Genomic DNA, 23,118 nt, shown 5'->3' on the forward strand with positions numbered 1-23,118 from the left:
GCTCTCCATCTGATAAAGCAAAGACGCACCCACGGCGCGCCGGCCAATGCTACAGAATGCCTGACACAGCTTTCTCAGGCTTTTATTGCAAAGTGTGTTGCTCGATGAATTCCATCGGTTGCAGCCCTTCACGACTGACCAGTCGGTTCAGTTCCGACCGTGGCAGGCGAACGGCCAGCAGGCAAGCGCCTTCTTCGTCGTGTTCTTCTTTCTGTACCGCACCCAGCTCGAAAAACTGGGCACGCAGCCGGGCAAAACGCTGCGGCAGCTTCAGGGTGCCGACAAACAGATCATCGCCCAGCAGCTCCGCCACGGCCTGCTTGAGCAGGTCCAGGCCGCTGCCATCGCGGGCCGAGAGCCAGACCCGTTGCGGCTTGCCATCGGCATCGCGCTGGATCTGCGGCTCGACCCCTTCGAGCAAATCGAGTTTGTTGTATACCTCGAGGATCGGCAAGTCCTGGGCCCCGATCTCCCCCAGCACCACCATGACCTGCTCGATCTGCAGCATCCGGTCCGGCTCGGCGGCATCGATGACGTGCAGCAGCAGGTCGGAGTTGCTCGACTCTTCGAGCGTAGCCCGGAAAGCCTCGACCAGTTTGTGCGGCAGGTGACGGATGAAGCCCACGGTGTCGGCCAGCACGATCGGCCCGAGGTCGTTCAGGTCGAGCCGGCGCAGGGTCGGGTCGAGGGTGGCGAACAACTGGTCGGCGGCGTAGACGTCGGATTGGGTAACGTTGTTGAACAGGGTCGATTTGCCGGCGTTGGTATAACCCACCAGTGAAACCGTCGGGATGTCGGCGCGCTTGCGGCCGCGTCGCGACTGCTCGCGCTGGCTGCGAACCTTCTCCAGCCGCCCCTTGATCTGGCGCAGGCGAACCCGCAGCAGGCGCCGGTCGGTTTCCAGCTGGGTTTCACCCGGCCCGCGCAGGCCGATACCGCCCTTCTGCCGCTCAAGGTGAGTCCAGCCGCGAACCAGCCGCGTGCTCATGTGCTCAAGCTGGGCCAGTTCGACCTGCAGCTTGCCTTCATGGGTACGGGCACGTTGGGCGAAGATATCGAGAATCAGCCCGGTGCGGTCGATCACGCGACACTCGAAGACGCGCTCGAGGTTACGTTCCTGGCTGGGCGTAAGGATGTGGTTGAAGATCACCAGATCGATATGCTCGGCCTTGACCAGGTCGCGCAACTCCTCGACCTTGCCGCTGCCGATCAGGAACTTGGCGGTTGGCCGATGACGCGGCACGTTGAAAAACGCGACGGTCTCGGCGCCGGCCGAAATTGCCAATTCCTGAAACTCCTGCGGATCTTCGCGCGCCTCAGGGTCCTGTCCTTCCAAGTGAACGAGAATAGTCCGCTCACCACCACTGTGGCGCTCAAAGAACAAAGGAGGCTCCTATCAGGCGTTACCCGGTTCAGCGTCACCGCCTTCGGATTCGGTTGCGCTAGGCAGACGAATCGGACGAACCGGCACCACTGTCGAGATAGCGTGCTTGTAGACCATTTGGCTGACGGTGTTTTTCAGCAGGATGACGAATTGGTCGAAAGACTCGATCGTGCCTTGCAGTTTGATCCCGTTGACCAGATAGATGGACACCCCAACTTTCTCTTTACGTAAAGTGTTCAAGTAAGGGTCTTGTAGCGAATGCCCTTTTGACATGTGCCGCACTCCTTTAAGGATCAATTATAAAATTCGGAATCAGATGGCTTGGGCCGTCACACCCCCAAGGATAGACGGCAATTGCAAGGACTCAGCTCAATATGGAGATGGTCCCGAGGTATTTCAAGGCGCGTGGCAGATTGTCGCAATCAAGACTGTCGAGCCAATGCAGGTCAGTCCAGCTGCGCAGCCAGGTGAACTGGCGCTTCGCCAATTGACGCGTGGCGATAATCCCCCGCTCGCGCATCTCGGCTGACGTCAGCTTGCCGTCCAGGTAGTCCCAGACTTGTCGATAACCCACCGCACGTATAGACGGCAACCCGGCATGCAGGTCACTTCGCTCACGCAGGGCTACGACCTCGTCTATGAATCCCTGTTCCAACATTAATGTGAATCTTTGTTCAATTCGCCGATGCAGCACTTGCCGGTCCGCCGGAGCGATGGCCAGATTCGCGACAGTATAGGGCAATTGTTGCAGTCCCGAAGCGGCTGCTTCAGTACTTTGCGCAGATTGTCGTTGCCGCAACGCCGTCATGCTCTGGCCGCTGACCCGATAAACCTCCAGGGCCCGGCTGAGTCGTTGCGGGTCGTTGGGGTGAATGCGCGCTGCGGACTCGGGGTCGATGGCCGCCAATTGCTCGTGAAGCGCTTGCCAGCCAAGGCGCGCAGCCTCTTCTTCGATCTGCGCGCGCACCTCGGGATCGGCCGCCGGCATGTCCGCCAGCCCATCGACCAAGGCCTTGTAATACAGCATCGTGCCGCCCACCAGCAGCGGAATCTTGCCCCGCGCGGTGATCTCGGCCATGGCCTGGAGCGCATCACGGCGGAAATCGGCCGCCGAATAGGCTTCGGCCGGGTCGAGGATGTCGATCAGGCGATGGGGAAACTCGGCCAGCAGTTCTTTCGATGGCTTGGCGGTGCCGATGTCCATGCCTCGGTAGACCAGCGCCGAATCGACGCTGATCAACTCGCAGGGCAAGACCTTGGTCAGCTCGATGGCCAGGTCGGTCTTGCCGGCGGCGGTCGGCCCCATCAGGAAAATCGCGGGTGGCAACGGGTTCATCAGCGACCGCGCAGGAACAGTTTGTCCAGGTCGTCCAGGCCCAGTTGGGTCCAGGTCGGCCGGCCATGGTTGCATTGACCGCTGCGCTCGGTGTTTTCCATGTCCCGCAGCAGGCCGTTCATTTCCGGCAGGGCCAGGCGCCGGTTGGCGCGGATCGCGCCGTGGCAGGCCATGGTGCCGAGCAGTTCGTTCAGGTGCGCCTGGATCCGGTCGCTGGTGCCGTATTCCATCAAGTCGGCCAGCACGTCGCTGACCAGGCGATTGGCCTCGGCCTGCTTCAACAAGGCCGGGATCTGGCGGATCGCCAGGGTTTCCGGGCCCAGGCGCTGCAATTCAAAGCCCAGGCGCTGGAACCAGCTCATGTGCTCTTCGGCGCAATCGGCTTCGCGCTGGCTGACGGCCAGGGACTCGGGGACCAGCAGCGGCTGGCCACTCAAGCCTTCGCTGGCCATGGCGATCTTCAATCGCTCGTACATGATCCGCTCGTGGGCGGCGTGCATGTCCACCAGGACCAGGCCTTGGGCGTTCTCGGAAAGGATGTAGATGCCTTTGAGCTGCGCCAGGGCATAACCCAGCGGCGGGATATCGCCCTGGCCGTCGGGCAACGCCGTTGCCGAGGTTTCAGGCAAAGGCTTGAAGAACTCGCGGTAGGCCGCCTGGGCCTCGGCCGCCGGGACATTCGACTGGGGACGCGGGGTGTATTGATACTGATAACCGCTGCCAGCGCCGCTTCCGGCGGTGTTGAAGCTCGGCTGGGGCTGAGGTTGCTCCAGCAATGCATGGGCGGCCAGGCGCATTTCCCCCTGGGGACCGAACTCGCCAGCCTCCAGCCCGGTTGGCCGGACCATCCCCGCCACTGCCGCCGGTGCCGCCAACTGATCTTCGGGGCGCACGTCACCCAGGGCGCGGTGCAAGGTGCCATAGAGGAAATCATGGACCATGCGTCCATCACGGAAACGCACTTCGTGCTTGGTCGGGTGCACGTTGACGTCCACCACGGAAGGGTCGACCTCGAAAAACAGCACGAAGGTCGGGTGCCGACCGTTGAACAGCACATCGCGATAAGCCTGGCGCACCGCGTGGGCCACCAGTTTGTCGCGCACCGCCCGGCCATTCACGTAGAAATATTGCAAGTCCGCCTGGCTGCGGGAGAACGTCGGCAAGCCGACCCAACCCCACAGGTGCAGGCCATTGCGCTCCACCTCGATGGGCAACGCCTGCTCCAGGAACCCCGCACCGCACACCGCCCCCACGCGCCGGGCGCGGGCCGCATCGTCGCGGGCTTCGTGCAGGCTGAGGATGGTCTTGCCGTTGTGGCGCAGATGAAAGGCCACATCAAAACGCGCCAGGGCCAGGCGCTTGATGACTTCTTGCAGGTGATCGAATTCGGTTTTCTCGGCCTTGAGGAACTTGCGCCGGGCCGGGGTGTTGAAGAACAGGTCGCGCACTTCCACCGAGGTGCCCACCGGATGGGCAGCGGGCTGTACGTGCGAGGCCATGTCGCGGCCTTCGGTCTCGACCTGCCAGGCCTGGTCGGCGTCGCGGGTGCGGGACGTGAGTGTCAGGCGCGACACCGAGCTGATCGATGCCAGCGCCTCGCCACGAAACCCCAGGCTCATGACCCGTTCAAGGTCTTCCAGGTCACGGATCTTGCTGGTGGCGTGGCGCGCCAGGGCCAAGGGCAGGTCGTCAGCCGGAATCCCGCGACCGTCGTCGCGCACCCGCAACAGCTTGACTCCGCCCTGCTCGACATCCACGTCGATGCGCTTGGCCCCGGAGTCGAGGCTGTTTTCCAGCAACTCCTTGATCACCGACGCCGGACGCTCGACCACCTCGCCGGCGGCGATCTGGTTCGCCAGCCGGGGGCTGAGCAGCTCGATACGGGCGTTGCTGCCGTTCGCTTCGTCGCTCATTGCTTGACCGCCACTTCATTGCCCGGAATGGTCAGGGTCTGGCCAATCTTGAGCTCATCGCTCTTGAGATTGTTGGCGCTGCGCAAGGTGGCGGGCGACACCTGGTAGCGCACGGCGATCATCGCCAGGGTTTCGCCCGGACTGACCCGGTGGTCCCGTGGCCCCTGGGCGATCTTGCCGGAGTCCCGCAGCCAGGCAATGTAGGTACCCGGCGGTGGATTCTGCTGGAAGAACTGCCGCACGCCGCTGCTGATGGAGCGGGCCAAGGCCTGTTGGTGGCTCGAAGACGACAGCTTCGAGGCTTCGTTGGCGTTGGAGATGAACCCGGTTTCCACCAGGATCGATGGGATGTCCGGCGACTTCAGCACCATGAACCCAGCCTGCTCGACGCGCTGCTTGTGCAGCGGCGTGACGCGGCCGATGTTGCTCAGGACCTTCTGGCCGACGTTCAGGCTGGACGTCAACGAGGCCGTCATCGACAGGTCGAGCAGTACACCGGCGAGCATCCGGTCCTTGTCGTCGAGGCTGACGTTGCCGGCACCGCCGATCAGGTCGGAACGGTTTTCGCTGTCGGCCAGCCAACGGGCGGTCTCGGAGGTGGCGCCACGGTCGGACAAGGCAAACACCGAGGCGCCAAACGCGGCGGCGGAAGGCGCGGCGTCGGCGTGAATGGAAACAAACAGGTCGGCGCCTTTCTTGCGGGCGATTTCGGTACGGCCGCGCAACGGGATGAAATAGTCCCCCGTGCGGGTCAATTCGGCACGGAAGCCTTTCATGCCGTTGACCTGGCGCTGCAATTCGCGGGCGATGGACAGCACCACGTCTTTTTCACGCTGCCCACGCGAGCCCGAGGCACCCGGGTCTTCGCCGCCGTGGCCGGCGTCGATCACGACAATGATGTCGCGCTTGCCGGCCGGAGCCGGTGGCAGCTTGATCGCAGGTTCGGTCGGCGTCACCGGGACCGCCGGCACCGTGGCGACATTGGTCGGCGGCGGTGGCGGCGGCGCGGCGTCGGCCGGGTTGTCGAACAGATCGACCACCAGCCGGTTGCCGTACTGGGCGTTCGGGGCCAGGGTGAAGCTTTTGGGCGTCACGGCTTTTTTCAGGTCGATGACCACCCGCAGGTCGGTCGGCGTACGCTGGGCCGAACGCATCGCGGTAATCGGCGTGTTGGCGGTGGGCACGTTCAGCGGTGCGCCCAGGGATGCACCGTTGATGTCGATCACCAGGCGATCCGGGGCGCTCAGGGTGAATACGCTGTGCTGAACCGGGCCTGTCAGGTCGAACACCAGCCGGGTATTGTCCGGCGCCCGCCACAGGCGAACGCTGTTGACCTTTGTCTCAGCCACAGCATCGACGGCCAGTGCCGTAAGCAACAGTCCTACGACAGCAACCACCGCGCGAAAGCGCATACCAAACCCCATCATCTAATTAGTTTTCCAAAGCCAAGGCGGCACACCACGACTCGCCACGCGAGCCTTGCGGTGTCAGTTTCAACGAACGCCCGCCGTTCTGCGCGCCAATGGTAATGGTCAGGTCGGGCTTTGGCAAAAAGCCTGCACCCTTCTGGGGCCATTCGATCAGGCACAAGGCGTCGTCTTCGAAATAGTCGCGGATGCCGAGGAACTCCAGCTCTTCGGGATCCACCAGTCGGTACAGGTCGAAATGGAAGGCCCGGACATCGCCGATCTCGTAGGGCTCGACCAAGGTGAACGTAGGACTCTTGACCGAACCGACGTGTCCGAGGCCGCGAATGATGCCACGGGACAGGGTGGTCTTCCCCGCGCCCAGGTCGCCCTCGAGGAAGATCAGGCCATGGCCTGCGGTGATCTGCGCGATGCGGGCGCCAAATTGTGTCATGGCTTGTTCGTCCGCCACGTACAGGATTACTTCAGACACGGTGATTGCTCCTCCAACAACTGACGAATGGCCGGGATCAGGTCGGTCGCCGCCAATCCCCGGCCCGAACGACCGACCTGGACGCCGGCATTGGCATGCAGCCAGACCGCCAGGCAGGCGGCCTCGAATCCTTCCATCCCCTGGGCCAGCAAGGCGCCGACCACCCCGGCGAGCACATCCCCCAAGCCGGCAGTGGCCATGGCCGGATGGCCCTCGCCGCAGACCGCCAGGCGGCCGTCCGGGCTGGCGATGAGGCTGCCGGCGCCCTTGAGGATCACGGTGGCTGCGTATTTTTTGCTCAATGCATGGGCCGCCGCCGGGCGATCGGCCTGCACTTGGGCGGTGGATATGCCCAGCAACCGCGCGGCTTCGCCCGGATGCGGGGTAATGACGCATTGCTCGGGCAGGCTGACCGAGCCGCCGCCCAGCAAGTTCAGCGCGTCGGCATCCCACACCTGGGGCAGCGACGCATTGGCCGCCGCCGACAGCAGGCTACGCCCCCAAGCGGCCTGACCCAGGCCCGGGCCGACCACCAACACGCTGGCCTGCTTGAGCAAGCCCATCAATTGGTTCGCCAAATGGGTGCCTTGCACCATCACTTCTGGCAAACGCACCAGCGCCGAGCCGACGTGCTCGCTGCGGGTCGCCATCGAAACCATGCCCGCGCCACAGCGCAGGGCGCTCTCAGCGCTCATCTGGATCGCGCCGCCGAAACCCCGGTCGCCACCGATCAACAGCACGTGACCGAACTTGCCTTTGTGGGATGTAGGGGCTCGAGGCGTCAGGCGCGGCAGATTATGCGGCAAGAGCAATCGAGCACTGGCAGGCGCCGATTCAACGAGATCAGGGTCCGCGTGCAGGTCGTTGAACACCCACTCACCCACTCGATCCGCTGCATCCCCGGTGAACAGGCCAAGCTTGAGGCCAATGAACGTCACGGTCAGGTCAGCCGCCACCGCGGTTCCCAGGACGCGGCCGGTATCTGCGCACAAGCCAGAGGGGATATCCACCGCCGCCACCGGCAAACCGCTGACATTGATCGTATCGATCGCGCGGACATACGGTTCGCGCACTTCGCCAGTCGTCCCGGTGCCGAGCAATGCGTCGAGCAACACACCGCGCAATTCGGAATCGTCCGACCAGGGCTCCACCGGCACACCGACCGCCACGGCCTCGGCATGGGCATTGGCGGCGTCACCCAGCAAGCGCCGGGGCTCGCCAACCGCCAGCACCCGCACCGACCAACCGGCGCGACGGGCCAAGGCGGCCACCAGGTAACCATCACCGGCATTGTTGCCGTGGCCGGCCAACACGGTCAGTTCGGTCGCTTCGGGCCAGCGCCGGACGATCGCTCGCCAGGTGGCGCGGGCGGCACGCTGCATCAATTCAAAGCCGCTGGTACCGGCCGCGATCAGTTGTGCATCGAGGGCCCGGACCTGCGCGGCGCTGTACAGCGCGTCGGGAAAATCATCTTTAGTGTGCGGCATGCGTCTTCGGGCTCCGATGTCTGGCAGAATTATACGCATCTCAGCTCCGGTTTCTCTCGCCTCATGCCTGCCATTCCCACAGACCTTGCCACCCTCGCCCAATCCATCAAGGACTGGGGCCGCGAACTGGGTTTCCAGCAGGTCGGCATCAGCGGCCTGGACCTTGCCGAGCATGAGCAACACCTGCAACGCTGGCTCGAGGCCGGCTACCACGGCGAAATGGATTACATGGGCGCCCACGGCAGCAAGCGGTCGCACCCAGAGGAACTGGTGCCCGGCACATTGCGCGTGGTGTCCCTGCGCATGGATTACCTGCCGGGCGACACACAAATGGCCCAACTGCTCGCCGAACCGGAAAAAGCCTACGTCTCGCGCTATGCGTTGGGCCGCGATTACCACAAATTGATCCGTAAACGCGTGCAGCAACTGGCAGAAAAAATCCAGGCGGTCATCGGCCCTTTCGGCTATCGCGCCTTCGTCGACAGCGCGCCGGTGCTGGAAAAAGCCATTGCCGAGCAGGCCGGACTGGGCTGGATCGGCAAAAACACCCTGGTGTTGAACCGCAAGGCAGGCAGTTATTTTTTCTTGAGCGAGCTGTTTGTCGACCTGCCGCTGCCGGTGGATCCGCCCCACGGCACCGAGCATTGCGGAAAATGCACCGCCTGCCTGGACATCTGTCCGACCAATGCCTTCGTCGGCCCCTACGTATTGGATGCCCGGCGGTGCATTTCCTACCTCACCATCGAACTGAAAAATGCCATTCCGCAAGAGCTGCGGCCGTTGATCGGCAACCGGGTGTTCGGTTGCGATGACTGCCAGATCGCCTGCCCCTGGAACCGCTTCGCCCGGCCATCCGGCGAGAGCGATTTCAAGCCGCGCCATAACCTGGACAACGCCGGACTCGCCGAGCTGTTCCTGTGGGACGAGGAAAAATTCCTCAGCAGCACCGAAGGCTCGCCCTTGCGTCGCGCCGGCTATGAACGCTGGCTGCGTAACCTGGCGGTGGGCCTGGGCAATGCGCCATCAACGATTCCTGTGCTGCAAGCACTGGAGGCGCGGCGCGACTATCCATCGGAACTGGTGCGCGAACATGTGGAATGGGCGTTGCGCCAGCACGCCGAGCGTCAGACTTCGTCGTTGTAGACGAACTTCGGCATCTCCCAGTGGAAGCGGATTGCCAGGAGCCGCAGCAGGAAACCGCCGAACAAGGTGATGAGGATCGCCTGCTCGTTCGGCAGTTGCAGGAAGACACACAACAGATAGCACCACGCCGCGGCAAACGAGACGCTGGCGTAGAGTTCGCGCCGGAAGATCAAGGGAATATCGTTACAGAAGATATCCCGCAGGATGCCGCCAAACACACCGGTAATCACGCCGCTGACCGAGGCCACCAACATGCCATGGCCCATTTCCAGGGCCGTCATGCAGCCGATCAGGGTGAACGCCACCAGGCCCACGGCGTCGAGCACCAGGAACAACGAGCGCAGATGGCGCATCCAGCGCGCCAGGAACACCGTCAGCATCGCCGCTGCGGTGGTCAGCACCAGGTATTCCGGATGCTTGACCCAAGTCAGCGGGTAATGCCCGAGCAGCACGTCACGCACCGAGCCACCACCCAGCGCCGTGACACAGGCGATCAGCACCACGCCGAACCAATCCATGCCCCGCCGCCCGGCGGATAGCGCGCCGGTCATGGCTTCGGCGGTAATGGCGATGAGATACAGCATCAGCAACATTGACAACGATCCTTGAAGAACGAGCACGTCTAGGTAGGAGCTGTGTAGGAGCTGCCGAGTGCAACGAGGCTGCGATCTTTTGATCTTCACTTATGACTCAATTGTCAGGGGAAAGATCGCAGCCTCGTTGCACTCGGCAGCTCCTACACCGCTCCTACACAGCTCCAACATGGCTCCTATACCGTGCTTACAGGAGGATTTAGAACTTGATGAAGTGCTTGCGGTAATGCTGCAGCTCGGCAATGGATTCGCGGATGTCGTCCAGGGCCAGGTGCGTGCTGCCTTTCTGGAAACTGTCGCGAACCTCAGGGGCCCAGCGGGCGGCCAACTCCTTCAGGGTCGAGACGTCGAGGTTGCGGTAATGGAAATAGCTTTCCAGGGATTTCATGTGGGTATACAGGAAGCGACGGTCCTGGCAGATGCTGTTGCCGCAGATTGGCGACTTGCCTCTTGGCACCCACTGCTCCAGGAAGGCGATGGTCTGGGCTTCGGCCTCGGCCATGCTGATCTTGCTCTCGCGAACGCGCTGGGTCAGGCCCGAGCCGCCGTGCTGGCGCGTGTTCCACTCGTCCATGCCGGCCAGGATTTCGTCGCTGTGATGAATCGCGATCACCGGCCCTTCGGCCAGGGTGTTGAGGTCGCTGTCAGTGACGATGGTGGCCATCTCGATGATGACATCGGTGTCAGGGTTCAGACCGGTCATTTCCAGGTCGATCCAGATCAGGTTCTGCGGGTTTTGCATGGGGGAGCTCCTCGGCTTAGCTGCGCAGTTTAGCCTAGGCAGCGTCTCGGGCGTGCTAAACTCGCGGCCGTTTTACCCTATTCGCTGCATTTCTTCATACGGAACACCCATGGCCAAACGCCAACTCAATCGTCGTCAGAACTGGCGCATCGAAAAGATCCAGGGCGAGCGCGCCGCCCGTGCCGCCAAACGCGAATCCAGTGCGGTCGAAGCCCTGGAGGGGGGCGACCTGGGGCCTGAACAGACCGGCCTGGTGATCGCTCACTTCGGTGTGCAGGTCGAGGTCGAGGCCCAGGAAGGCGAGCTGGCCGGCCAGGTGTTCCGCTGCCACTTGCGCGCCAACCTGCCCGCACTGGTGACCGGCGACCAGGTGGTCTGGCGTGCCGGCAACCAGGGCATCGGCGTGATCGTCGCGCAACTGCCGCGCCACACCGAGTTGTGCCGCCCGGACAGCCGGGGACAGCTCAAGCCCGTGGCGGCCAACGTCGACATGATCGTCATCGTGTTCGCCCCGCTGCCCGAGCCCCACGCCAACCTGATCGACCGCTACCTGGTGGCGGCCGAACACGCCGGCATCCGTCCGCTGCTGCTGCTCAACAAATTCGACCTGATCGACGAGCACAACGCCCCGGCGTTGAACGCCTTGCTGTCGGTCTATCGGGATCTCGGTTATCCGGTGCTGGAAGTCTCGGCCCATCACGGCAACGGCATGGAGCAATTGCAACGGCAGCTGGACGGGCGCATCAGCGTGTTCGTCGGCCAGTCCGGGGTCGGCAAATCTTCCCTGGTCAACAGCCTGCTGCCAGAGGTCGAGACCCGCGTCGGGCCGTTGTCCGAACTGTCCGGCCAGGGCACCCACACCACCACCACCGCGCGTTTGTTCCACTTCCCTGGCGGCGGTGAATTGATCGACTCACCCGGCATCCGCGAATTCGGCCTGGGTCATGTCAGCCGCGCCGATGTCGAAGCCGGGTTCATCGAGTTCAACGACCTGATCGGCACCTGCCGCTTCCGCGACTGCAAGCACGATCGCGAACCCGGTTGCGCCTTGCTCAAGGCCTTGGAAGAAGGCCGCGTGCACCAGCAACGGATGAACAGCTACCGCTCGATCATCGCCAGCTTGCCGGAGAGCAGTTACTGAGTTGGCCGGACGCCTTTGTGGCGAGGGAGCTTGCTCCCTCGCCACAAAGGCAAGCAAGTCTCAAGCGAACATGACCCAATAAAAAGCCGACCTAGAGGTCGGCTTTTTTGTGGGTCACTGCGCTGGCGGCTCCGCCGGTTTTGGCGCGGCGTCATCGAACAGGTTCAGGCGTTCGCGCAATTCGTGGGCCGGCACGGGCTGTTGGTCCGCCGGCAGCGCGTTCGGATCCGCCGCGGCCCCAGGTGTTGTCGCCGGTGCTTCGCCGGGGGCGCCTTGGCCTTGGGCAGGGTCGGGCGGCAGGTCGTTGGTTTGCGAACCTTCGATGGCTTGCTGGGCCTTCTTGGTCAATACCACGATGTCGATACGCCGGTTGACCGGGTTGAACGGGTCCTTGCGGTCGAACAGCGCCGAAGATGCATAACCCACCACCCGAGCCACTTGCTCATCCGGATAACTGCCCGCCACCAGGGCCCGACGCGCCGCGTTGGCACGGTTGGCCGACAACTCCCAGTTACCGAAGTCGCCCTTGCCGATGTAAGGCTTGGCATCGGTGTGACCACTGATGCTGATCTTGTTCGGCACCGCCTTGATGGTGTCGGCCATGGCCAGCAGGATGTCTTCGAAATACGGCTTCAGGCGCGCGCTGCCAGAGTCGAACATCGGCCGGTTCTCGGCATCCATGATCTGGATGCGCAAGCCGTTAGGCGTGATTTCGAACAGGATCTGGTCCTTGAATTTCTGCAGTTGCGGGTTCTCTTCGACCTTGTTCTGCAATTCCTGCAGGAGCAGTTCCAGGCGCTCGCGCTCGACCTGCTCGGCCATGCCCTCGACCTGCTCGGAGTCCACCGTCACCTTGTCAGGCTGGGGTTGCGACTTCACCTCCGGGTTCAGGGTCGTGTCCGGCGCCAGGGTCGGCGAGCCGCCCAAGTCGATGATGTAGGGCGTGCCGCTTTCGGAAAAACCGACGGGGTCCTTGAAGTAACCGGCGATGGCGATCTTCTGTTCCGGCGTCGCGGTGGACAGCAGCCACAACACCAGGAAGAACGCCATCATCGCCGTCGCGAAGTCGGCGAAGGCGATTTTCCAGGCGCCCCCGTGATGCCCCGCGGCGATGCGCTTGACGCGCTTTACAATGATCGGCTGATTGTTTTCCATGGCTTAGCGACCGCGAACCGCTTGTTCCAACTCGGCGAAGCTCGGACGGTGCGCCGGGTACAGGACCTTGCGACCGAACTCCACCGCCAGGGATGGCGGCATGCCCGAGGCCGAGGCCACGAGCGAGGCCTTGATGGCCTCGTACACATTGAGCTCTTCCTTGGCGTCATGGGCCAGGGAATGGGCCAGCGGACCGAAGAAACCGTACGCCGCCAAGATACCGAAGAAGGTACCCACCAATGCCGCACCGACGTGCAGGCCGATGGATTTCTGGTCGCCATCGCCCAGGGACGCCATGGTCACCACGATCCCGAGTACCGCCGCGACAATACCGAAGCCGGGCATGGCGTCGGCGATGCCGGTCACCGCGTGGGAGGGGTGCTCCAGGTCTTCCTTGAGGCTGTACAGCTCCATGTCGAACAGGCCTTCGAGTTCATGGGGCGCCATGTTGCCGGACGACATGATGCGCAGGTAATCGCAGATGAACGCCGTCATGCGGGCGTCCTTCAGTACGGCGGGGTACTTGGCGAAAATCGGGCTGGCGGCGGCGTCTTCGATGTCGCCCTCGATCGCCATCATGCCTTCGCGGCGGCTCTTGTTGAGGATCTCGTAGATCAGCCCCAACACTTCCAGGTAGAAGGTGTGGCTGAAGCGCGAACTGAACATGCCCAGGGATTTCTTGAGCACATGCATCGTCATGTAGCCGGGGTTGGCCTGCAAGAATGCGCCGAGGGCCGCACCGCCGATGATCATCACCTCGAAAGGCTGGATCAGGGCTGCGATCTTGCCATGGGAAAGCACGTATCCGCCGAGCACGCTCGCGAACACGACAATGATGCCGATAATTTTAGCCATAGATAGAAAGTACTTATTTAAGTCGGGTTCAAGGTCATATTCGGAAGCTGAAAAATCTCTTCTTCTACTTATCGGCAAAACTGCGCCAGACTATAGCCAGTTCCGGCGAAAAGCCAATTTTGCCCCGCTCCGGGCGCAGATACCCCATGCGATGATCACGTCCAACCATGGCTAACGAAACGAACGTTCCGACCCCAAGACCGACCACGCTCGAAGGCTGGCTGAAGCTGCTCCAGGGCGTTCATTTGCCGGTGCCCCAGGCCAGTCACGACCTGGTCTGCAAGGCCATTGCCGACAGTCGACGCTCGTTGCGTGAGATCGCCGAGCTTATGCAGGACAGCCCTGCCCTGGCCCTGAGCGTGATCCGCGAAGCCAACCATCACACCCATGGCACCCTGGCGGAACCGGCGGAAAATCTCGAAGTGGCGATCAACCGCCTCGGCCTCAAGCGCACCGAAGAGCTGCTCGCCCGCCTGCCGTCGTTGCCGGAGCACCAGATACCGGTCGCCCTGCGCCAACTGCAATTGATCAGCCAGCACGCCACCCAACAGGCCAATGGCTTTTTTTCCAGCCGCCTGGCGCGGCTGTGGCAGGACATCCACTGGGGCAGCCTGCTGTTTCTTTCACCGCTCTGGCCACTGGCCCTGACTCATCCGCGACTGCTCGGGGAATGGGAGTTGCGGGTCGTTCATAAAGGCCAGCCTGCCAGCACCGTGGAGCGCGAACTGTTCGGCGTCAGCCTGCTGAAGATCTGCCTCGCGCTGGTCGAAGCGTGGCGCCTGCCGGTCTGGGTCATGCAAGGCTATCGGCTGTTGCTCAACGAGCGCCGCGAACTGGTCAAGGTCCTGCGCATTGCCCGGGACAGTGAGCATCCGCTGCGCCAGCAGAATCGCCTGGACGACGATCCGACCCTGCGCCGCTGGCTCAACCAGCCAGCCAACACCGTGCTGCTGGCCAACGGCCTGGCACTGTCGGCGCAACAAGCCTGGGACAGTCCGCACTGCGCTCGCTGGCAATACCTCACGAGCCTGTATCTGCAGATGCCGATGGACGAACTCCAGCAGCAGCTCCACCAGCAAGCCGCCACCAGTGCCCGCCATCACGCCATGCCGGACCTCTGGCACCCGGCCGTGGCGTTGATCTGGCCCTGGGGCAGCCGCCGTGTTCACCCTGGCTTGTTGCCAGCCGCGCCGCCCAGCGCACAGGACCTGAGCCAATGGCGCAAGCAATGCGCCGAGCTGCTGGTGGAGCCGAGCCCGTTCAGCAACGCCATGCACCTGACCACCTCGGCCCGAAATGCGTTGGTGGCGTGCGGCATGCGCCGGGTGATGATTTTGATGGCCGACCGCAGCCAGACCAGCGTACGCGTGCATCAGACTGCCGGCCTGCCCAAGGAAGCGGCGGCGATGAGCTTTTCCATCAGCCAAAGCAAAGTCTTGCAGCGCTTGTTGGCCCAGCAAGCCCAGGTTCGCCTGAACCCCGAGAACAACGCCCAATTTTCCGCCTTGCTGCCTCCGGGCCTGCGCGCCTTGTTCCGGGGCGAGCACCTGCTGTTGCGCTCACTGACCTGCAATGGGCGGGTGATCATGTTGGTGGTCGTGGACCAGGGCGGCGGGCCGTTCTCGGACGTGACCGTGCAGGCCTTCGGCAAAACCGTGCAATGCATCGAAAGGGCCCTGCACACCTTTACCAACCGCGGCCGCTGAACTTGCTACAATCCTTTCCCTTTGCGCCCCCAGGAGACCTCACATGCCTGACTTCTCTGGCTTGCATCTGGTAATCGAGCCGAACGAGCTCTTGCCGCGCCTCGCTGCGCCCAACCTGATTCTGGTGGACCTGACCAGCGCCGCGCGCTACAGCAGCGGTCATATTCCCGGCGCACGCTTCGTCGATCCGAAACGCACGCAACTGGGCCAGCCCCCGGCGCCGGGCCTGTTGCCGGCAAAGGCCGACCTGGAAGCGCTGTTCGGCGAACTCGGGCATGACCCCGGCGCGGTCTACGTGGTGTATGACGACGAAGGCGGCGGCTGGGCCGGGCGTTTTATCTGGTTGCTCGATGTGATCGGGCATTCGAATTATCACTATCTCGACGGTGGCCTGCTGTCCTGGCTGGACCTCGGCCTGCCAGTGTCGACCGAGGTCCCGGCGCCGGTCGGGGGTCCTGTCAGCCTGGTGCTGCACGAAGAACCCACCGCCACTCGCGAGTACCTGCAAAGCCGTCTCGGCGCCAGCGACCTGGCGATCTGGGACGCCCGCGGCCCGTTGGAATATTCTGGCGAGAAGGTCGTCGCTGCCCGGGGCGGACACATCCCCGGCGCGGTCAATTTCGAATGGACGGCCGGCATGGACCCGGCGCGCAGCCTGCGCATCCGCAAAGACATGCCGCAGATCCTCGAACAGCTGGGCATCACGCCCGACAAAGAAGTCATCACCCACTGCCAGACCCACCACCGCTCTGGCTTCACCTACCTGGTGGCCAAGGCGCTCGGTTATCCACGGGTCAAAGGCTATGCCGGTTCCTGGGGTGAATGGGGCAACCACCCCGACACCCCCATCGAGCTTTGAAGATTTAAGGACAGTTAATGAAAAACCGCTTGTTCATCCTTTCCCAGTACCTGCTGCCGCACCACCTGCTGTCGCGGCTGGCCGGCTGCATCGCCGAATGCCGCGTGCGCTGGTTCAAGAACGCCTTCACGGCCTGGTTCGCCAAGCGCTACCAAGTGGACATGTCCCAGGCGCTGGTGGAAGACCTCACCGCCTACGAGCACTTCAACGCGTTTTTCACCCGTGCACTGAAAGACGGTGCGCGACCTCTGGATCAGACCCCTGGCGCAATCCTCAGCCCCGCCGACGGCGCCGTCAGCCAGCTCGGCCCGATCGAGCACGGCCGTGTGTTCCAGGCCAAGGGCCACAGCTTCAGCGTGCTGGAACTGCTGGGCGGTGATGCGGCCAATGCCGCGCCGTTCATGGGCGGCGATTTCGCCACTATTTACCTGTCACCCAAGGATTACCACCGCGTGCACATGCCGCTGGCCGGCACCCTGCGGGAAATGGTCTACATCCCGGGCCGGATTTTCTCAGTCAACCAGACCACCGCCGAAAACGTCCCGGAGCTGTTTGCCCGCAACGAACGCGTCGCGTGCATCTTCGATACCGAGCGCGGGCCAATGGCCGTCGTGCTGGTGGGTGCGATGATCGTCGCGTCCATCGAGACCGTCTGGGCCGGACTGGTGACGCCGCCCAAGCGCGAGCTGAAGACCTTCCGCTACGACGAAGCCGCTCGTGCGCCGATCCACTTGGAAAAAGGCGCCGAGCTGGGCCGTTTCAAGTTGGGTTCGACGGCCATCGTGCTGTTTGGTCCAGAGCAGGTGAAATGGGCCGAAGACCTGGTGGCCGGCTCGCCAGTCCAGATGGGCCAGGCCCTGGCACTGCCAAAAGGCTAAGTAAAAGATCAAATGTGGGAGCGAGCTTGCTCCCACAGGGTACCCAGCATAGATAGAGCACCTCTTTCGCCCACAACTGCTAGAGTTGGAAACAATACGTTTATTTCCGCCGGAGCCTGTCCACGGCATGAATGAGACCAGCCCTCTCCAGCTACTGCGCATATCGACACCGACCCAGTCGCGCCTGTCCTTTTGCGATGCCACGCCACGCGACCTCAAGCGTTGGATCGCCAACCTGCCCAAGGCCAACATCGGCGAAACCGCCCGCCTGCTGTACCAGGCGCTCGGCGAGCTGAACCAACTGCTCACGCCCAGCGATAATCGCCTGCAATTGCTGGAGCTGCTGCGGCCTGAGGTTTATTACGTCTGCAAGCACCTTGAGCGACACTTCCTGCAACAAGCCATCGTGCTGGATGACCGCTCACGCAAGATCGTCAACCTGTGCCAGGCCCTGCAAGCCCACCTGGCAATGGGCTACAAGCAAATCGTCGGGCGAATCTCGGCAAAATTCTCCAAGGACCGGGCGCGCCTGCTGGCTACGGCATTGCAGCGGGCCACGCACGCCCTCGATGGAACCCTGTTGCGCGCCAGCCAGCTCTACAGCCCGGTGCCAGAGGGGGTCTGGCTCGATTTGCACCAGCTGTACCGGATCGCTTGCCAATACAAATTGCAGCACCTGAGCGTCAGCGACGAGCTGGCCAGCCAGATTCACGAACTGAATATCGAGCAAACCTACGTTGTTGCCCTGCTGCTGGGCGCCTCGCGTAGCAATCAATTGCGCCAGAGCCAGATCGCTCGGTTGGCCGAGGTCCTGGAACCGTGGAGCCATTGGGTCAAGCTGGACCCAGCCGTCACCGCCGCCAGCCTGTTCGCCGTCGCACCGGCACTGGACGTCGGGCCGCGTTATCGGTCGAAATTCCGCGCCGAACAGCAACCCACCCTGCTGGGTTTCGACCCCCAGCCCTTGGTGCGCGCCATCACCGACCACTTGGCACAACCTGTGGAATCGACCCTGACGGTCCCCGCCGGCATGAGCGCCGATACGCTGCATCACTTGCAAGCCGCCTGGGGCGAGGCCGCCGAACGCAGCTTCCAACGCACCGAGGGCAACGGTACGTTGACGCTGTGCGTGGGCATGAGCGCACTGCACTACTACCTTGGGGGAGAGCGTTCGTTCAACGAGATACTCAAGACGCCCGGCCCACGCAAGGCGCACTTCGAAGCCTCGCCGACAAAGAAAAATGACACCTGGGGCCAGGCCTTCGACGCCGCGCCCACCGGTGACAGCGAGCTTTTGCCCTACGAAGAAATCGAGTATCCGGTCAACCCGGCCGACGACGATGGCGCCAGCTCCGACAACCGGCATCATTTCCCTACTTACGATCTGCCGATCATCAACCACAGCCCCGGCGGCTATTGCCTTGGCTGGCCGAAAGAGGTGCCGGAACAATTGCAGGCCGGCGAAATGGTCGGCATTCGGGATGCCAACGACCAGAGCTGGAGCATCGCCGTGGTGCGCTGGATCCGCCAGGTGCGCAATGGCGCCATGCAGATGGGCATTGAGCTGGTGGCACCGCACGCCCAGCCTTGCGGCCTGCAATTGCTTCGCGAGCAGAACGAACAAGGGCACTATCTGCGTGGGTTGTTGCTTCCCGAGATAAGCGCCATCGACCTGCCACCCACCGTGATTGCGCCGCGCCTGCCCTTCCAGGAAGGCCAGAAGGTGTTGATCAATACCAACGGCCAGGAACGCCGCGCCGGGCTGGATCGCCGGGTGACCAGCACCCACAGCTTCAACCAGTTCGCTTATCGCCAGGAAGACTCAGGCACCAGCGGGGAGGACGGTACGCACGACGGGGATTTCGATTCGTTGTGGAAGTCACTGTAGGAGCTGCCGAGCGAAGCGAGGCTGCGATCTTTCCAAGACCCATTGAGTCTCAAGCGAAAGATCAAGATCAAGATCAAGAGATCGCAGCCTCGCTTCGCTCGGCAGCTCCTACGCAGGTCAGCGGGAGCGAGCTCCCCTGCACGAGTATGCGAAGTTCACAGATCGGCGTTTGCTCAAACCTGCCCGTCGCGATCGCGGAAACCCAGCAAGTACAACACCCCATCCAACCCCAAGGTCGAAATCGCCTGCCGGGCCGATTGCTTGACCAATGGCTTGGCCCGGAATGCCACGCCCAGGCCGGCAATGGCCAGCATCGGCAGGTCGTTGGCGCCGTCACCCACGGCAATGGTCTGCTCCAGGCGAAGGCCTTCCTTCTCGGCCAATTCGCGCAGCAAATCTGCCTTGCGCTGGGCATCGACGATCGGCTCGACGGCAACCCCGGTGACCTTGCCGTCCACCACTTCTAGTTCGTTGGCGAACACGTAGTCAATACCGAGCTTGGCCTGCAGTTGCTTGGCGAAATAAGTGAAGCCGCCGGACAGGATGGCGGTCTTGTAGCCCAGGCGCTTGAGTTCGGCGAACAGGGTTTCGGCGCCCTCGGTCAGGCGCAGGGAGGCGCCGATGGAATCGAGCACGCTGACGTCCAGGCCCTTGAGCAATGCGAGGCGCTCCTTGAAGCTGGCGCGGAAATCCAGCTCACCGGCCATGGCCCGCTCGGTGATGGCCGAGACCTTGTCGCCCACGCCCGCCGCCTTGGCCAGTTCGTCGATGACTTCGGCTTCGATCAACGTCGAGTCCATGTCGAACACTGCCAAGCGGCGATTACGACGGAACAGAGAGTCTTCCTGGAAAGCGATGTCGACGTTCAGTTCCTGAGCGACGCTGAGGAATTCGGCACGCAGCGCCTGGGGATCGGCCGGTTCGCCGCGCACGGAAAATTCGATGCAGCCCTTGCCCTGGTCAGCCGGGGTATCGAGCGGCATGCGCCCGGACAGCCGGTCGATGTGGTCGATATTCAGCCCGTAGTGGGCGGTGATCGAACTGACACGCTGTAACTGCTCGGCAGTCACCTTGCGGGTCAACAGCGTCACGATATGGCGCTTCTTGCCCTGGCCGGCCACCCAGTGCTGGTAGTCGGCTTCGGACACCGGGGTGAAACGCACCTGCTGGTCGAGCTTGTAGGCCGTGAACAAGATGTCCTTGAGCACTGACTTGCTCTGTTCGGCGTCCGGGATTTCAACCAGGATGCCGAACGACAGCGTGTCATGGATCACCGCCTGACCGATGTCGAGAATGTTCACACCACCCTGGGCCAGAACGCCGGTAATGGCCGCAGTCAGACCCGGACGGTCGCTGCCAGTGATGTTTATCAGGACGATTTCGCGCAAGGCGCACCCCCGCAGGTGGAAAAAAACCGCATTCTACCCACATTCAGTGACCATCGGGCACCGCCAGTGCTTTGCCGGTCATGGGCCTGTCGCTATACTGCGCGTCAATTTCACGGACAAAGAGCCGAGCTCAGTGAACCGGCCCACGCCAGTCAAAACCGACAATTTCTTCCTGCTGATCTTCCGTGCATTGCGCCATCGTCGCGTGCCGATTGCATTGCGCATCGCCAGCCATAACGTGATCCTGGTCGCCCTGGCCCTGGTCATCTATGCCTGCGTGATGGGCCTGCAATTCAAGCAGGCCATGCACGAACAGGCGGATGCCCTGGGCGAAAGCCTGACCACCCAGACCGCCACGTCCGCCACCGAGCTGCTGGTGTCCAACGACATCCTCAGCCTCAACGTGCTGCTCAACAACCTGACCAAGAACAAACTGGTCGCCCATGCCGCCATCTACAGTGTGGACAACCGCATCCTCGCCGAGGCCGGCCAGCGCCCCAAACCTGGCCTGCTGGGCGAGACCGGCGGCATGTACCAGAGCAAGATCACTTTCCAGGACGTGACTGCCGGGCAACTGCGCATCAGCCTGGACATGGACCAATTCCAGCAACCGATGACCATCAGCCTGCAAAGCATGGGCATCCTCAGCGCAATCCTGTTGGCGCTGGCACTGGCCTTGAGCCTGCGCCTGGGACGGCACATCTCCACGCCGTTGCTGCAATTGCGTGTCTGGCTGCGGGACATCGATGAACACACGCCGGCGACCCAGCGCCAGGACGAAATCGGCGACCTGGCCCGCCAGCTTCATGCCAGCTTCGCGCCGGAACCGGAGCCTGTGCCGGAACCTGAAGACATCGACTACGTCGACGAAGACGATGCCGAGCCAGGCTTCGAGGTCCGCAACCTGCGTGACCCGGGCTTCGACGAAAGCGCGCCGATGCCTGCCTCCCGCCCTGCGCCGCGCCATGTGGTCCGTGCTGTCGAGGATGAGGAAGACGACGACGCCTTTGCCGACCTGCGAGACGACTCGGTGGCCGGCGCCCCTCAACCGGCGGTCCGTCCTGTCGCCTCGAACCTGCCCCAGCACAGCGCCGTGCTGGCCGTGCAACTGGGCGCCCAGGATCAACTGCGCCGCCTGCCCCAGGCGCGCCTGAAGGAGCTACTCGAACGCTATCGCGATTGCCTCGATCAGGCCGCATCGCTTTATCAGGGCGAACTGCACACCTTGAACGACGGCAGCACGCTGATGCTGTTCCACACCGAGGACAGCGGCGACGACTACCTGACCAACGCCATCTGCTGCGGTGAGCTGCTGCGGGCGCTGGGTCACCAGTTGCAGATCGAAGTCGCCGACAGCGGCATTACCCTGCAATTGCAACTGGGCCTGACGTTGGGCGATGGGTTGTACGGCTTGAGCCAGATCGACCTGCTGCTGACCGAAACCGCCCAGGACGCATTGGCCCTCTCCCAGCACAGCCGCAATCTGCTGCTGGTGGAGCGCAAGATCAATGACGACGCGCTGATCCGCCAACGCGCGCGCATTCGCCCCATCGCCAGCCCCGAAGGCGCTTGCTGCGTGGAGCGTTTGATGGAGCCATATCCGTCGATGCTGGAGCGGCAACTGGCGCGGATGCATGAGCGTCAGGCCTGAGGCCTGGGCCCTGGAATAATCAAGCCCGCGGATGAGTGATCATCCGCGGGCTTTTTTTGTTGCCTTCACTGGCCTTATCGCGAGCAAGCTCGCTCCCACAGGGATCTTCATGCGACCGTAGATCTCCTGTGGGAGCGAGCTTGCTCGCGATAGGGCCAGGACAGGCACTGAAATCCTTGGAGCCAGAAACAACAAAGCCCGCATCAACGCGGGCCTTGTCTTGCATCCATCTCAAACCATCAGAACCTGAACACTTCCATGTCCGTACGAATCGGCAAGGCCATGGGGATCTTGTCCTTTTCCTTTTCAACCGGCTTGGTTGCCGGGGCCGGAGCCGCCTTGCGCGGTACTTCCGCGATAGGTGGCTGGTTGGCCAAAGGCTTGAGGGACACGGACAATTGCTCGGCCAGGCGCTGCAAGAGCACCCCTTGTGCCTGGACCTGTGCAGCGGTCGTACCTGCATGTTGTTCTTGCAGGTGAACGATGCGGTTCTCGCGAACCGTGCCGCGACGGTCGATCAGACGCCATTGGGCATCGAGCACGGCGGGTTGGGATTTCCCTGAATCCAGCCGGGTGATCGACAACAGCACTTGCACATCCGGGGTGAACCCCTGGTTGGCCGGGGCCAGCACCACGCGCTGGCTGTCCAGGTGTCCGGCCACCTGGCGCAACAGCAATTGATCGATATCGGAAGACAGGCTACCAGCCCAACGGCCATCAGTGGCGGCTTGCAGGCTGCCGTCGGGTTGGCGTTGCAACAGGGTTTCACGCTGCAGGTAGTCAGCGATCAGAACCGGGCCAAGCAATACGGCCATGCCTGTGCTTTGCGCAGGCTGGGCCGGGGTACCGCTGTCCAGCTGGTACAGCGACACCGGCTGGTTCATGCTGCAGCCCGCCAGGCCAAGCAGGCCGGCGAGCCACAAAATAGGAAGGCGCAGAGCAGTCATCGTCTCGTCCAGGTGGCGGCCACAAGGCTTACCACAGTGAAAAATACTCGGTCATTATGAAGAACGCTCGGCCACGCCGGCGCTTGAAAGGGCCTATCATCCGTGAATATGCGTCCCGACTCCAGCGCCAAAACTCCGATCTGCGGCATTTAA

At 62.9% G+C, this 23,118-nt stretch carries 20 protein-coding genes; 7 read left to right on the forward strand and 13 right to left on the reverse strand.

All coding sequences use genetic code 11. The features are described 5' to 3' along the window. Positions 1-82 precede the first annotated feature (82 nt). From hflX to M8Q45_RS21940, 7 genes are all read right to left on the reverse strand, one after another. Positions 83-1,384: a ribosome rescue GTPase HflX gene (hflX, locus tag M8Q45_RS21910; protein WP_249876366.1), complete on the reverse strand. Its 1,302-nt coding sequence runs from the start codon at positions 1,382-1,384 to the stop codon at positions 83-85. 12 nt (positions 1,385-1,396) lie between these two features. Further along, on the reverse strand, positions 1,397-1,657 hold the full coding sequence (gene hfq, locus M8Q45_RS21915; RefSeq protein ID WP_003186419.1) for an RNA chaperone Hfq: 261 nt from the start codon (positions 1,655-1,657) through the stop codon (positions 1,397-1,399). Positions 1,658-1,748: 91 nt separating this feature from the next. After that, a complete protein-coding gene (gene miaA, locus M8Q45_RS21920; RefSeq protein WP_030140163.1) occupies positions 1,749-2,720 on the reverse strand; it encodes a tRNA (adenosine(37)-N6)-dimethylallyltransferase MiaA in 972 nt (323 codons plus the stop codon). After that, positions 2,720-4,633, reverse strand: coding sequence for a DNA mismatch repair endonuclease MutL (gene mutL / locus M8Q45_RS21925; protein WP_249876367.1), 1,914 nt, complete (start codon positions 4,631-4,633; stop codon positions 2,720-2,722). The genes miaA and mutL overlap by 1 nt, the downstream gene beginning before the upstream one ends. After that, positions 4,630-6,060 carry an N-acetylmuramoyl-L-alanine amidase gene (locus M8Q45_RS21930; protein ID WP_030140165.1) on the reverse strand — a complete coding sequence of 477 codons (1,431 nt, stop codon included), beginning with the start codon at positions 6,058-6,060 and terminating at the stop codon, positions 4,630-4,632. The genes mutL and M8Q45_RS21930 overlap by 4 nt, the downstream gene beginning before the upstream one ends. Before the next feature lie 4 nt (positions 6,061-6,064). Next, complete coding sequence (gene tsaE, locus M8Q45_RS21935) at positions 6,065-6,532, reverse strand: tRNA (adenosine(37)-N6)-threonylcarbamoyltransferase complex ATPase subunit type 1 TsaE (protein ID WP_217861122.1); 468 nt, start codon at positions 6,530-6,532, stop codon at positions 6,065-6,067. Beyond that, on the reverse strand, positions 6,520-8,019 hold the full coding sequence (locus M8Q45_RS21940) for an NAD(P)H-hydrate dehydratase (protein WP_249876368.1): 1,500 nt from the start codon (positions 8,017-8,019) through the stop codon (positions 6,520-6,522). Before M8Q45_RS21940 ends, tsaE begins: the two co-directional genes overlap by 13 nt. A 63-nt stretch (positions 8,020-8,082) precedes the next feature. Between M8Q45_RS21940 and queG the strand changes: the two genes are divergently transcribed. Further along, positions 8,083-9,162: a tRNA epoxyqueuosine(34) reductase QueG gene (queG, locus tag M8Q45_RS21945; protein WP_249876369.1), complete on the forward strand. Its 1,080-nt coding sequence runs from the start codon at positions 8,083-8,085 to the stop codon at positions 9,160-9,162. Here queG and M8Q45_RS21950 read toward each other — a convergent pair. Together M8Q45_RS21950 and orn are read right to left on the reverse strand one after the other, a co-directional pair. Then, positions 9,144-9,755, reverse strand: coding sequence for a trimeric intracellular cation channel family protein (locus tag M8Q45_RS21950; RefSeq protein ID WP_030140169.1), 612 nt, complete (start codon positions 9,753-9,755; stop codon positions 9,144-9,146). The genes queG and M8Q45_RS21950 overlap by 19 nt on opposite strands. A gap of 199 nt (positions 9,756-9,954) precedes the next feature. Then, the gene (gene orn, locus M8Q45_RS21955) at positions 9,955-10,497 is read right to left on the reverse strand and encodes an oligoribonuclease (protein WP_030140170.1); all 543 of its coding nucleotides are present in this window, start codon (positions 10,495-10,497) and stop codon (positions 9,955-9,957) included. A 109-nt stretch (positions 10,498-10,606) separates the two neighbouring features. Here orn and rsgA point away from each other — a divergent pair, with 109 nt between their 5' ends. Continuing rightward, positions 10,607-11,638, forward strand: coding sequence for a small ribosomal subunit biogenesis GTPase RsgA (gene rsgA, locus M8Q45_RS21960; RefSeq protein WP_030140171.1), 1,032 nt, complete (start codon positions 10,607-10,609; stop codon positions 11,636-11,638). A 114-nt stretch (positions 11,639-11,752) separates the two neighbouring features. Here rsgA and motB read toward each other — a convergent pair whose 3' ends face one another. Both motB and motA read right to left on the reverse strand, forming a co-directional pair. Then, positions 11,753-12,793 carry a flagellar motor protein MotB gene (motB, locus tag M8Q45_RS21965; protein WP_249876370.1) on the reverse strand — a complete coding sequence of 347 codons (1,041 nt, stop codon included), beginning with the start codon at positions 12,791-12,793 and terminating at the stop codon, positions 11,753-11,755. 3 nt (positions 12,794-12,796) lie between these two features. Continuing rightward, the gene (gene motA / locus M8Q45_RS21970; protein ID WP_003197198.1) at positions 12,797-13,648 is read right to left on the reverse strand and encodes a flagellar motor stator protein MotA; all 852 of its coding nucleotides are present in this window, start codon (positions 13,646-13,648) and stop codon (positions 12,797-12,799) included. 167 nt (positions 13,649-13,815) lie between these two features. Here motA and M8Q45_RS21975 point away from each other — a divergent pair, with 167 nt between their 5' ends. The 4 genes from M8Q45_RS21975 to M8Q45_RS21990 all read left to right on the forward strand — a co-directional run bounded on the left by M8Q45_RS21975 (position 13,816) and on the right by M8Q45_RS21990 (position 18,979). Continuing rightward, positions 13,816-15,354: an HDOD domain-containing protein gene (locus M8Q45_RS21975; RefSeq protein ID WP_249876371.1), complete on the forward strand. Its 1,539-nt coding sequence runs from the start codon at positions 13,816-13,818 to the stop codon at positions 15,352-15,354. Between the two features lie 43 nt (positions 15,355-15,397). After that, positions 15,398-16,213, forward strand: coding sequence for a rhodanese-like domain-containing protein (locus tag M8Q45_RS21980; protein WP_249876372.1), 816 nt, complete (start codon positions 15,398-15,400; stop codon positions 16,211-16,213). A 17-nt stretch (positions 16,214-16,230) separates the two neighbouring features. After that, positions 16,231-17,091 (forward strand): archaetidylserine decarboxylase, encoded by an 861-nt coding sequence (gene asd, locus M8Q45_RS21985; protein WP_249876373.1) that lies wholly within the window; start codon positions 16,231-16,233, stop codon positions 17,089-17,091. A gap of 127 nt (positions 17,092-17,218) precedes the next feature. After that, a complete protein-coding gene (locus M8Q45_RS21990; RefSeq protein ID WP_249876374.1) occupies positions 17,219-18,979 on the forward strand; it encodes a cyclic-di-GMP receptor FimW-related protein in 1,761 nt (586 codons plus the stop codon). A 173-nt stretch (positions 18,980-19,152) separates the two neighbouring features. Here the strand turns inward: M8Q45_RS21990 and serB are convergent, their stop codons facing one another. Beyond that, the gene (gene serB, locus M8Q45_RS21995) at positions 19,153-20,367 is read right to left on the reverse strand and encodes a phosphoserine phosphatase SerB (RefSeq protein WP_249876375.1); all 1,215 of its coding nucleotides are present in this window, start codon (positions 20,365-20,367) and stop codon (positions 19,153-19,155) included. A gap of 133 nt (positions 20,368-20,500) precedes the next feature. On the opposite strand from serB, the gene M8Q45_RS22000 reads away from it, so the two are divergent. After that, entirely contained in the window at positions 20,501-22,018 is a 1,518-nt protein-coding gene (locus tag M8Q45_RS22000) for an AhpA/YtjB family protein (RefSeq protein ID WP_030140178.1), read from the forward strand. A gap of 239 nt (positions 22,019-22,257) precedes the next feature. Here M8Q45_RS22000 and M8Q45_RS22005 read toward each other — a convergent pair whose 3' ends face one another. After that, on the reverse strand, positions 22,258-22,965 hold the full coding sequence (locus M8Q45_RS22005; protein ID WP_249876376.1) for a PqiC family protein: 708 nt from the start codon (positions 22,963-22,965) through the stop codon (positions 22,258-22,260). Between the last annotated feature and the right edge of the window lie 153 nt (positions 22,966-23,118).

The organism is Pseudomonas sp. T1.Ur, from assembly GCF_023516725.1.
In the GTDB taxonomy this organism is placed as follows: Bacteria; Pseudomonadota; Gammaproteobacteria; order Pseudomonadales; family Pseudomonadaceae; genus Aquipseudomonas; species Aquipseudomonas alvandae.